This window comes from Lentzea sp. NPDC004782 (assembly GCF_040609115.1).
Classification (GTDB): Bacteria; Actinomycetota; Actinomycetes; order Mycobacteriales; family Pseudonocardiaceae; genus Lentzea.
In genome coordinates this window covers 25,113-36,042 of sequence record NZ_JBEXJN010000075.1, presented here as the reverse complement: position 1 = coordinate 36,042, position 10,930 = coordinate 25,113, and the positions used below count along the sequence as shown (strand labels likewise).

Genomic DNA, 10,930 nt, shown 5'->3' with positions numbered 1-10,930 from the left:
CACCTGAGGTGGACAAATGCGCCGTTCATCCCGGTCGGGCTCGCCGCTCCCGCCGGGCGTACCAGGTCTGCCGCACTGCCGTGCACCGTGCGATCAGGCCTCGCCCGGCGCGTGCTGACGTGGATGAAGGCGCCCTTCATCCACGCCAGGTGGAGCAAGGAGCCCTTCATCCGCCATCACGGCCACCCTCGGCGCGGCAACCAACCGGCAGGGCACAACCCGCCCCGACACCCTCAAGTTCCTGACGGTGCACCTGAGGTCGATGAAGGCGCCCTTCATCCACGTGACTGCCCGGCGTGCCGCGCGTCAGCCCGCCATGCGCTCCAGCACCGAACGCGCCGAGATCGCCGGCCTGCCGAGCAACTCCTCCAGCGCCGGCCCGGCCACCGCGAACTCACCGGCCCGCGCGGCGCGGAACATGCCGAGCGTGAACTCTGCCAGCGCCTCGGGTACCCCCTGCGCGACCGCCGCCGCCTTCCACTCCTCGTCGTCCACGACGACCCGCCTGATCGAGCGTCCCGTGATCTCACCGAGAACCCTTGCCACGTCCGCGAAGTCGAGCATCTCCGGCGCGGTCAGCGGCGGCGTCGCCCCCTCGAGCACGCCGGGCCGCGTCAGGGCCAGCACATCCGCCTCGGCGAGGTCGTCGTGCGCGGTCCACGAGACCGGGCCGTCCTCCGGCAGCCGGAACTCGCCGGTCCGCAGCGCGTCGGGCACGTACAGCTCGAACGTGCTCGCGTAGAACCCGTGCCGCAGCGCCGTGTACGCGACGCCCTGGCCGGCCAGGTGCTTCTCGGTCTCCGCGTGCTGCCGCCCCGGATCGAACAACGAGCCGGGCGAGGCCGCCTGATGGCTCGTGTACAGCACCCTTCCGGCACCTGAGCGCACGGCGGCGTCGATCGCCGCCGCGTTGGCCGCGGCCGCCTGCGGCCCCCGGATCGACGCCGAGACGACGAGCACCTGGTCCGCTCCCTCGAACGCGTGCTCCAGGCTCGCCGGGTCGGTGAAGTCGCCCGCACGGACCCGAACCCCGAGTCCCGCGGCCTTGCCCGGATCGCGCACGCTCACGCCGACCGCCGAGGCCGGCACGTGGTCCAGCAGCTTCTCGACGATCTTGTGCCCGAGCCGTCCGGTGGCCCCGGTAACGATGATCATGACTTCCTCCAGCCCGAATCAGTGATTCGCCACAACGCTACCACTGATTCGAACCGTTGGTACCAAGATCTTGATATCATCGATTCATGCCGGACGCGCCCACTGACACCCGGTCCGCGATCGTCGCCGCCGCGGCCCACCTGCTCCGCACCGGCGGCGCCCGAGCGGTGACCACCCGCGCGGTCGCCCAGGAGGCGGGCGTGCCGCCGCCGACGATCTTCCGGCTGTTCGGCGACAAGGACGGCCTGCTGGAGGCGGTCGCGGAGCACGTGATGGCCGACTACGTCGCCACCAAGGCGGCCAGGGCGGCCGACGAGGACGGCGACCCGGTCGACGACCTGCGCGCCGCCTGGTCCGAGCACCTCGCCTTCAACCTCGCCCACCCCGACGTGTTCCTGCTCCTCGCCGATCCGGGCCGCCGGCGGCACTCCCCCGCCACCAGCGCCGGAGCCGAGGTGCTGCGGGCCCGTGTCGCACGGGTGGCGGCCGCCGGGCGGTTGAAGGTCTCGGAGGCGCGGGCGGTCGACCTGATCCACGCCGCGGGCAGCGGCGCGGTGCTCGCGTTGCTGGGCCGCCCGGAGGAACACCGCGACCCGGCGCTCTCCGACGCGCTGTTCGACGCGGTGCTCGGCAAGATCCTCAACTCCGCACCGGAAGAGCTCGACGCCACACCCGTCGGGCTCGCGGTGGCGTTCCGCGCGGCGCTGCCCCAGCTCCCGGCGCTCACCGACGCCGAACGCGCCCTGCTGACCGAGTGGCTCACCCGGACCGTCACGGAGCTGCAGGACCACCGGCCTAGGACGTAGCCGAACCGGGCGTTCCGGCCCTCCTGCCGAAGGGACCTCGGACCGCATCCCCGCCTCCCTCTGCTGAGCACACTCAATGGCAGGAAACCATTGGGAGGTAACGATGTCCGCTGTTGAAACTCCGATCCGCGACCGCACCGGCACGGCCGCGGCGTCCCTGGCGGTCCTGCGCATCGCGACCGGGCTGCTGTTCCTGTGGGCGTTCCTGGACAAGGCCTTCGGCCTCGGTTACGCCACGCCGGCCAAGAACGCGTGGTTCTCCGGCGGTTCGCCGACGAAGGGCTTCCTGAGCCGGGTCGCCGCGGGGCCGTTCGAGTCGACGTTCCACGCGTGGGCGGGGGCGTGGTGGGCGGACCTGCTGTTCATGGTCGGCTTGCTGGCGATCGGCGTGGCGGTGACGCTCGGCATCGGCCTGCGCGTCTCGGCGGTGGCCGGCACGCTGATGATGCTGCTCATGTGGGCCGCGGAATGGCCGCCCGCGCAGCACACTTCGGCCGGTGCGGCCACGATGTCCACCAACCCGGTCATCGACTACCACGTCGTCTACGCGCTCGTGCTGATCGTGCTGGCCGCCACGGCGTCCGGTGCCACGTGGGGCGTTGCGCGGTGGTGGGCGAGTCTGCCGGTGGTGCAGGCCAACTCCTGGCTGCGGTGAGCGGCTTCAGCGTCCGGTCCACTCGGGCGCGACGCGGGCCCATTCGGCTGCCCAGCGTCGCGCCCGGATTCGCGTGTGCGTGAACTTCACCGCGAGGTACAGCAACACCATGGCCTCGACGATCGCGGTCCACACCAGGAACGCGATCACTGCCGCGTGCACGGCGACGCCGGCCGTGGTGAGCGGAGGGTCGGTCGGCGTGCCTGACGCGTCGATCCAGACCCGCACGGTCGTGCCCGCCTTCAGGTCGTGGTGCGTGGGCACCTCGCCCTGCCGGGTGGCACCGTCGGGCAGCTTCCACCTCGCCTTGACCGGGACGGTCTGCAGCACGTCGTTCTGCTCACCGGTGGGCGCGTCCTCGACCAGCACGGCGTCCACCTCGTGCCGGCTCGCCTGCTGGTCCGCGACCTGGTCGCGTTTCGAGGTGTAGAGCTCCGAACCGATCGTGGCCGTGACGGGCACGGCGAGCAACGACACCGCAACCGCCACGGCCAGCACCGCGCCCTCGATGCGGTCGCCGGTGCCGGCCAGCTTGTTGCGACACGGGAACACCCGCCGGACGAGTCGGGACATGGGCTTCGCGCTCATGCCGTCCAGCGTCGCCCGCGGGTGCGGAAAGCTCCAGGGACCTTCGTCGTCCACCGCATGAGCCGGTGGTCAGTTCATGTGGCGCTGACGCCACTTCTCCAGCTCCACCAGGACGTACGCGAACGCGCTCAGGACCAGGACGACCACCCACGGTTGCCACGCCAGCGGCGCGGTGTGGAAGAGCCTGTTCATGAACGGCGCATATGTCAGCAGGAGCTGCAGGCCCGCGGTGAGCGCGACGCCCACCAGCAGCCACCGGTTGCGGCCGAGTCCGACGTGCGGCCTGAGGTTCTCCAGCGACCGGCAGTTGACCAGGTAGGCGATCTGCGCGCCGACGAACACGTTGACCGCGACCGTGCGCGCGACCTCCAGCGACGCGCCTGCCGTGAGCTGCCAGCGGAACGCGCCGAACGAGCAGGCCAGCAGGATCGCCGACACGAACACGATCCGTCCCACCAGCTGCCGGGTCAGCAACGGCAGGGAAGGCGGCAGCGGCGGGCGCTTCATCACGTCCGGCTCGCGCGGCTCGAACGCCAGCGTCAGGCCCAACGCCACGGCGGTGGTCATGTTGATCCACAGGATCTGCACCGGCAGGATCGGCAGCGCCACGCCGAGCAGGATCGCGGTGAGGATCACCAGGCCCTCGGCCATGTTCGTGGGCAAGGTCCAGATGATGAACTTGCGCAGGTTGTCGAAGACCGCGCGGCCTTCCTCGACGGCGGCGCGGATCGAGGCGAAGTTGTCGTCGGTCAGCACCATGTCCGCCGCCTGCTTGGCCACCTCGGTGCCGCCGCGGCCCATCGCCACGCCGATGTCCGCGCGCCGCAACGCCGGTGCGTCGTTCACGCCGTCGCCGGTCATCGCCACGACATCGCCGCCGGCTTGGATGTCCTTGACCAGCCGCAGTTTCTCCTCGGGCGCGACACGGGCGTGGACGTCGGAGATGCCGAACTGCGCGGCGATCGTCCGCGCGGTGGCCGGGTGGTCGCCGGTGATCATCTTGACCTCGATGCCCGCGTCCTGGCAGGCCCGCACGGCCTCGACCGCCTCCGGGCGCGCCGGGTCGTGCATCGCGACGAAGCCCAGCAGTTCCACGTTGCCGCGCAAGGCTTCCGCGGTCAGGTCGACGCCCGTGGCCCGGCCGAGCGCCAGCACGCGCAGGCCGGTGGCGGCGAGATCTTCCGCTGCCGCGCTGTGGCCGAGCCCGCACAAGGCGAGAACGCGTTCGACCGCGCCCTTGACGTAGACGACGCCGTTGGCGTGCAGGGTGGCCATGAACCGGCGTTCCGAGCTGAACGGCAGCACGTCCACCCGTTGCGGCACCTCGTCCAGCCCGGCCTTGCGAGCGGCCACGACCAGCGCGGCCTCGGTGGGATCACCGACCGGCAGCCACCGGTCGCCGTCCTGGACGATCCGCGCGTCGTTGCACGCCAGCCCCGCGAGCAGGCACTCGCGCGCCGCCGGACCGAGCTCCGGCGTGAAGTCCCCTGTTGGCGCGTAACCGATCCCGGACACGTCGTGACGCACACCGCCGGCCACGACCGCCGTGACGGTCATGGCGTTCGCGGTCAGCGTGCCGGTCTTGTCGGTGCAGATGACGGTGGTGCTGCCCAACGTCTCCACGGCGGGCAGACGGCGGATGATCGCGTTGCGGCGGGCCATGCGCGCGACACCGATCGCGAGCGTGACCGTGACCGCCGCCGGCAGGCCCTCCGGGATCGCGCCGACGGCCAGCGCGACGGCCGCGGTGACCATCTCGCCCAGCGGTTCGCCGCGCAGCACCCCCACGACCACGCTGAACACCGCGAGCCCGAGGATCACCACCGTCAGCACCTGGCTGAACCGGGCGAGCTTGCGGGTCAACGGGGTCTGCACGGTCTCGGTGGTGCTCACCAGCCGGTGCACGCGCCCGATCTCGGTGTCCGCGCCGGTCGCGACCACGACGCCGCGGCCACCTCCCGCGGTCACCAACGTCCCCGAGTAGGCCATGTTCGCCCGGTCGGCGAGCGACGTGTCGGACGGCAGCGACACCGGGTCCTTCACCGCGGGCACGGACTCGCCGGTCAGCGCGGACTCGTCGACGCGCAACTCGTCCGCCGCCACCAGCCGCAGATCCGCGCCGACCTGGTCGCCCGCCTCCAGCAGCACGACGTCGCCCGGCACGAGCTCGGTCGACGCCACCCGTGCCGCCACGCCGTCGCGCACCACCGTGGCCTCGGTGCGCACCATGGACACCAGCGCGTCCAGCGCCCGTTCGGCGCGGGCCTCCTGGATGAACCCGATGACGGCGTTGATCACGACGACGCCGAACACCACCGACGCGTCGACGACCTCGCCGAGCGCCGCGGTGACGGTCGCGGCGGCGAGCAGGACGTAGATCAACGGGTGGTGCAGCTGACCGAGCAGCCGCACCACCCAGCCCGGTCCGCGGCGAGGAGGCAGCTCGTTCGGGCCGAGCTCGGCGAGACGCCGCCGCCACTGCGCGGTGGACAGACCGGTGTGCTGATCGGTCTCCGCGATCAGCACCACCTCCGCCACCGGCAGCCCGTGGTGGGCGACGTCCTCGCGGTCAGCCGTGCTCAGCGGCATGACTCACCCGCAGGTGCGGGTCGTCGTGGCTGATGGCCCGCAGTACGTCGAGCCTGGTCACCACGCCGATCACCTGGCGGTCGTCGAGCACCGGCACGGAGATCACCTCGTAGCGGGTCATCGCGTCGAGCAGGGTCGCCACGTCGAACTCCGGTCCGACCGTGAGCACCGGTTGCGTCATCACCCGCTGGACCTTGGGCAGTTCCTCCGCACCGCGCCGGCACCCGGCCTTGGTCACCACGCCGAGGAAGACGCCCTCGTCGACGACGGGCAGCATCGTCAGGCCGAAGTCGTCCATCAGCCCCTCGGCGTGCCGGGCGAAGTCACGCGGCCCCACGGTCACCAGCGGTCGCGTCAGCAGCTCCCGGGCCTTCACGACGACGCCTCCGCCGGCTCGCGGTCGGTCACCGGGATCACGACGATCGGGGCGTGCGAGTGCCGGACGACGTGCATGCTGGTCGAGCCGAGCACCATCTGCCGGATGCGGTGGTCGGTGTGCGAGGCGACCACCAGCAGCGCGGCGCCCTCCGACGCGGCCTCCAGCACCGCGGCGGCTTCACCGCGCAGGCTGCGCCGCTCGATCCGCGGCAGCTCGGCCCTGCCCTGCGCGGCCCGCTGCACCGCTTCCTCGATCAGCTGCTCCGACGCGGCGATCTCGCGCTGGGCCGTCGTCTCCGTCCAGTCCACCAGCGCCTCGTACTGCCAGGCGTTGACCACCTGCACCGGGCACCCGCGCACGGCCGCCTCGTCCAGCGCCCACGCCAGCGCACGGTCGGAAGCCGGTGTCCCGTCGACACCCACGACGATCGGGTCTGTCTTGCTCATCGCTCTCTCTCCTTGTCAGCTGGTCCTGAGTTGGCGCAGGAACGGGTCGGTTTCGCGCGCCGGCGCGATCCGCACGCGGGCGTCGACGACCAGGCATCCGATTTCGGTCACCACCAGCGGGTTGATGTCGAGCTCGGCGACCTCGGGCAGCGCTCCGGCGAGCTCCGCCACGCGCAGCAGCACGTCGCGCACCGCCACGGCGTCCGCCTCGGCGAGCACCCGTCCGGCCGCCCGGAAGCCGTGCACCAGGTCGTCGGCGTCCGTTGTGGACAGTGGAGCGAGCGCGGCCGCGCGGTCGTCGATCACGTCGGTGTCGACCCCGCCGAGCCCGGTCACCACGAGCGGCCCGAACTTCTCGTCGGTCGCGATGCCCACCAGCAGTTCCCGGCCGCGGGCCGCCATCGGCTGGACGAACACCCCGCGCAGCCGGTCGCCGAACCGGTCCTGGAACGCCCGGAACGCCTCCGCCACCGCCTCGGCGTCACCGAGGCCGAGCTCGACGCCACCGCCCTTGCTCTTGTGCAGCAGGTCGTCGGCGACGGCTTTGAGGGCGACCGGCACGTCGTAGGCGCGCTGGGCGGCGACCGCGTGCTCCTCGGTCGTGACGAGCGTTCCGCCGAGCACCGGCAGCCCGAAAGCCTTGAGCAGCAACACCGTCTCGTCCGGGGTGAGCCAGCCGTCGGCACGTCTCGCGACGACGCGCCGTGCCGCGTCGAGGTCGATCCCGGTGGGCCGCACGAACTCCGACGGCCGGGCCAGCCACTCCGCGCGCTCCACGAGCCGGGCGAGCGCCGCCGCGGCCCGTGCCGGTTCGGCGTAGCAGGGAACCTCACCGGCGAGCCGTTCGGTCTGGCCGGTGCGGACCGCGAGCACCGGCTTGTCCGCGAACGGGTGCACGCCGCCGGTCGGGTCACCGAGCGCGGTCGGCACGGTCACGGTGATCACGGCGTCGACGGCCGGGTCCGCGGCGATGACGTCGAGGCATCGGGCGAACGTCTGCTCGTCCACCACGGCGGTCGTGTCCACGGGGTTGCCGCCGCTGGCCGTGGCCGGCAGCAGCGTGCTCAACGCCTGCACGGTGCCGGCGGACAGCTCCGCCATGCGCAGGCCCTCGCGGACGCACGCGTCCGCCGCCAGCACACCGAGCCCGCCCGCGTTGCTCAGCACGGCGACGGACCTGCCCCGCGGCAACGGCTGCCAGCTCAACGCCATCAGCACGTCCGTGAGCTCCGGCACGCTGTTCACCGCGATCACGCCGGCCTGGCGGAACAACGCGTCCCGGACCACCGACGGCGTCGCGGTCGAGGCGGTGTGCGAGGCCGCGGCCCGCTGGCCCGCCTCGCTGGTGGCGGCCCGGATCGCGAGGACGGGCTTGTGCCGGGCGACCCGGCGGGCCAGCCGGGCGAACTTGCGCGGGTTGCCGAAGGACTCCAGGTACAGCACCGCGAACCGGGTGCCGGGGTCCCGGCTCCACCACATCAGCAGGTCGTTGCTGCTGATGTCGAGCTTGTCGCCGGTGGAGACCAGGTTCGACAGGCCCAGTCCCAGTCGCCGCAGCTCCTCCTGCACCGCGATCGCCACGCCACCGGACTGGGTGACCAGGCCGATGTCGCCCGCCAGCGTGGCGTGCGCGGAGAAAGTGGCGTTCATCCGCACGGCGGACGAACTCGTCGACACGCCGAGACAGTTGGGACCGACGAGGCGCATGCCGTGCGCGCGAACGGCGTTGCGCAGCGCGGTGGGCTCCACGCCGGACGAGATCACGACCAGGGCGCGCACGCCTCGACGTCCGCACGCTTCGGCGGCCGCGGGCACCGCCTTCGCCGGCACGCACAGCACGGCGAGCTCCGGTGCCTCGGGCAGCTCCTCGATCGACGCGTAGCAGTCGACGCCGGCCACCGACTTCGCGTGCGGGTTCACCGCGTACAGGTCACCGGTGAAGTCGCCCTCGGCCAGGTTGCGCAGCACCGCGTGGCCGACGGAGCTCGGTGACCGGCCCGCGCCCACCACCGCGATCGAGCCCGGCCGCAGCACGTGGGTCAGGCTCGCGACGTCGGCGACCGACTCGCGCTCGCTGACCGCGTCGAGATAGCGGTCACCGGGCTCCAGCAGGAGCTCGACGTACATGACCTCGCCGTCGGGCACGATGCCGGTCACGAAGCCCATGTCGGTGAACACGCGCAGCATGCGGCCGTTGATCGTGAGCACCTCGGCGGTGAACCTCCGCACTCCCCTGGCGCGGGCCAGGGAGGCGAGGTGTTCCAGCAGCAGCGTGCCGAGGCCGTGGGTCTGCTCGGCGTGCGACACGACGAGCGCGACCTCGGCGAAGTCGGTGTCGCGCACGATCACGTAGCTCGCCGCGCCGAGCAACCGGTCGCCGCGGAACGCGCCCAGCACCACGTGCTTCGGCGCGTCCGGCGCCACCATGCGCTCGACGAAGTCCTCCAGCTGCCGCGGTGAGGTGCTGAAGAACCTCAGGTAGCGGTCCTCGACCGGCAGCGAGCGGTGCAGGGCCAGCAGCGCGGGGACGTCCTCGGGCCCCAGTTCGCGCACGGTGACCGCGGACCCGTCGGTGAGCAGCGCGACGGCGTTCATCGGACCACGACCACTGGGCAGGAGGCGTGGTGCACGCAGTGGGCGCTGACCGAGCCGAGGATCGCTCCCACGAGCGTGCCGTGGCCGCGGTTGCCGACCACGAGCAGCTCGGCTTCCTCCGACGCCTTGACGAGCACGTCCCTCGCGTCGCCCTCGACCAGGACGGGACGGATGTCCGCGCCCTCGAACCCCTCGACCGCCGCGTCCAGAGCCTTGCGCGCCGCGGCTTCCAGCGCCTGCGGCGACATCGCCTGCACGACCTCGGCCGGCAGCGGACCGATCATGCCGCCGTAGTCGGGGTGCCACGCCCAGACCGCGTCGACCCGGCAGCCGCGCCGCCCGGCGTCCTCCACGGCCCACCGCAGTGCCGCCCGCGCGGCGGGTGATCCGTCCACGCCGACCACGACGGGCCGGGACTCCTTCTCGTTCATGCACCTCAGCCTTCCGACCTGCACCGCGGCCGGTGAGTGCCCGCGGTCCCGCGCCGCTCGGGACCTTCGTCCCCGCCCTACCAGGCCATGCCCGCCGCCACCGCCACGACCGCGGGCGCCAGCCAGGCGGCGAGCCTCAGCGCGAACCGCGGCCCGCCCGCCACCGCGGCCAGCACGAGCTTCACGACGGTGTTCGTCGCCAATGCCGCTCCACAGGCGACGACCGCCGTGCGCACCGAAATCGACTGCGGCGCAAGGGAAGCGGCGGCGATCGCGGCCGCGTGCGCGTCGGCCAGCCCGCCCAGCGCCCCGGCCGCGACCACTCCCCCGCCGCCCAGCCAGGCCGCGGCGGCGCGGGTGACGACCAGGAACAGCACCAGGATCGCGGCCAGCGACAGCGCGGCCTTGAGCGACATCGGCCTGCTCGTGGCGGGTTCCGCTGCCACCGCTTCCGTGCGCCACACCAGCCACGCGACCTCCACCAGCAGGACGGCCGCACCCGCGCCGACCGCGGGCAGCAGCCTCAGCGCGACCGGAGGGCTCGCGATCGCCGTCACGGCGACGATCTGCGCGAGCGTGGCGAGGTTGACCGCCACCGCGCCCGGAAACGCCGCCGCGCCAACGGTTCGGGACTTGCGCGCCATCACGGCGGTCGTCGCCGACCCGGACACGAACCCACCGGCGAACCCCGTGACCAGCAGCCCCCAGCGCTCCCCGAACGCCCGTGCCGCGACGTATCCGGCCCAGCCGATCACCGTCACCGCGATGACGAGCCACCACACGCGCGCGGGGTTGAGCACCCCGTACGGTCCGAGCGGCCGGTTGGGCAGCAACGGCAGCACGACGAACGCGACGACGAACAGGACCATCGCGTCACGGACGTCCTGGTCGCTCACCACCTTGCGGGCGAACCGGTGCAACGGCCGTTTCGCGGCCAGCAACACGGCCGCGGCGACCCCGACCGGAACCGCGAGCTCCGGCCGGTGCCACGCGAGCGCGCCCAGCAGGAACGTGGCGATGGCGGCGATCTCGGTCGTGGCGCCGGGTTCCTCGGTGCGCAGGTACCAGGCGATCACGAGCGCGGCGACCGCGGCGAGCGCAACGCCCAGCGCGACCGGCGAGAGCGCCGCGCTCACGGCACCGGCCAGGGCGATCAGCGGGAACGTCCGCGAGCCTGCGGGACGGCTGCCGTTGTGCGCGTGGTCGTGCTCGCGTTCGACGCCCAGCAGCAGGCCGATCGCGAGGGCCGTCGCGAGGTGGCCGAGTGCGACAGCGGTGTCCACCGG

General features: G+C 72.7%; 10 protein-coding genes. 2 read left to right on the top strand and 8 right to left on the bottom strand.

From position 1 onward, the window contains the following. Positions 1 to 306: 306 nt before the first annotated feature. Positions 307 to 1,155, bottom strand: a complete 849-nt coding sequence (locus ABZV40_RS40990) for an NAD(P)H-binding protein (protein ID WP_355454705.1) — start codon at positions 1,153 to 1,155, stop codon at positions 307 to 309. Between the two features lie 86 nt (positions 1,156 to 1,241). Here ABZV40_RS40990 and ABZV40_RS40985 point away from each other — a divergent pair, with 86 nt between their 5' ends. Continuing rightward, the gene (locus ABZV40_RS40985; protein ID WP_355454703.1) at positions 1,242 to 1,961 is read left to right on the top strand and encodes a TetR/AcrR family transcriptional regulator; all 720 of its coding nucleotides are present in this window, start codon (positions 1,242 to 1,244) and stop codon (positions 1,959 to 1,961) included. Positions 1,962 to 2,064: 103 nt separating this feature from the next. Next, on the top strand, positions 2,065 to 2,616 hold the full coding sequence (locus ABZV40_RS40980; RefSeq protein WP_355454701.1) for a hypothetical protein: 552 nt from the start codon (positions 2,065 to 2,067) through the stop codon (positions 2,614 to 2,616). Positions 2,617 to 2,622: 6 nt separating this feature from the next. Here the strand turns inward: ABZV40_RS40980 and ABZV40_RS40975 are convergent, their stop codons facing one another. From ABZV40_RS40975 to ABZV40_RS40945, 7 genes are all read right to left on the bottom strand, one after another. Further along, the gene (locus tag ABZV40_RS40975) at positions 2,623 to 3,204 is read right to left on the bottom strand and encodes a hypothetical protein (RefSeq protein ID WP_355454699.1); all 582 of its coding nucleotides are present in this window, start codon (positions 3,202 to 3,204) and stop codon (positions 2,623 to 2,625) included. Between the two features lie 69 nt (positions 3,205 to 3,273). Further along, entirely contained in the window at positions 3,274 to 5,793 is a 2,520-nt protein-coding gene (locus tag ABZV40_RS40970; RefSeq protein WP_355454697.1) for an HAD-IC family P-type ATPase, read from the bottom strand. Further along, the gene (locus ABZV40_RS40965; RefSeq protein ID WP_355454695.1) at positions 5,774 to 6,169 is read right to left on the bottom strand and encodes a CBS domain-containing protein; all 396 of its coding nucleotides are present in this window, start codon (positions 6,167 to 6,169) and stop codon (positions 5,774 to 5,776) included. The genes ABZV40_RS40970 and ABZV40_RS40965 overlap by 20 nt, the downstream gene beginning before the upstream one ends. Continuing rightward, the gene (locus tag ABZV40_RS40960) at positions 6,166 to 6,618 is read right to left on the bottom strand and encodes a universal stress protein (RefSeq protein ID WP_355454693.1); all 453 of its coding nucleotides are present in this window, start codon (positions 6,616 to 6,618) and stop codon (positions 6,166 to 6,168) included. The genes ABZV40_RS40965 and ABZV40_RS40960 overlap by 4 nt, the downstream gene beginning before the upstream one ends. A 15-nt stretch (positions 6,619 to 6,633) precedes the next feature. Next, positions 6,634 to 9,213 carry a GNAT family N-acetyltransferase gene (locus tag ABZV40_RS40955; protein WP_355454691.1) on the bottom strand — a complete coding sequence of 860 codons (2,580 nt, stop codon included), beginning with the start codon at positions 9,211 to 9,213 and terminating at the stop codon, positions 6,634 to 6,636. Further along, positions 9,210 to 9,644, bottom strand: coding sequence for a universal stress protein (locus ABZV40_RS40950; RefSeq protein WP_355454689.1), 435 nt, complete (start codon positions 9,642 to 9,644; stop codon positions 9,210 to 9,212). Before ABZV40_RS40950 ends, ABZV40_RS40955 begins: the two co-directional genes overlap by 4 nt. A 77-nt stretch (positions 9,645 to 9,721) precedes the next feature. Then, the gene (locus ABZV40_RS40945) at positions 9,722 to 10,927 is read right to left on the bottom strand and encodes a DUF4010 domain-containing protein (RefSeq protein WP_355454687.1); all 1,206 of its coding nucleotides are present in this window, start codon (positions 10,925 to 10,927) and stop codon (positions 9,722 to 9,724) included. Positions 10,928 to 10,930: the final 3 nt, after the last annotated feature.

Excerpts from the sequence above, each read along its gene's own strand:
- ABZV40_RS40990 (WP_355454705.1), bottom strand. The coding sequence starts at position 1,155 with ATGATCATCGTTACCGGGGCCACCGGACGGCTCGGGCACAAGATCGTC.
- ABZV40_RS40985 (WP_355454703.1), top strand. The coding sequence starts at position 1,242 with ATGCCGGACGCGCCCACTGACACCCGGTCCGCGATCGTCGCCGCCGCG.
- ABZV40_RS40980 (WP_355454701.1), top strand. The coding sequence starts at position 2,065 with ATGTCCGCTGTTGAAACTCCGATCCGCGACCGCACCGGCACGGCCGCG.
- ABZV40_RS40975 (WP_355454699.1), bottom strand. The coding sequence starts at position 3,204 with ATGAGCGCGAAGCCCATGTCCCGACTCGTCCGGCGGGTGTTCCCGTGT.
- ABZV40_RS40970 (WP_355454697.1), bottom strand. The coding sequence starts at position 5,793 with ATGCCGCTGAGCACGGCTGACCGCGAGGACGTCGCCCACCACGGGCTG.
- ABZV40_RS40960 (WP_355454693.1), bottom strand. The coding sequence starts at position 6,618 with ATGAGCAAGACAGACCCGATCGTCGTGGGTGTCGACGGGACACCGGCT.
- ABZV40_RS40955 (WP_355454691.1), bottom strand. The coding sequence starts at position 9,213 with ATGAACGCCGTCGCGCTGCTCACCGACGGGTCCGCGGTCACCGTGCGC.
- ABZV40_RS40950 (WP_355454689.1), bottom strand. The coding sequence starts at position 9,644 with ATGAACGAGAAGGAGTCCCGGCCCGTCGTGGTCGGCGTGGACGGATCA.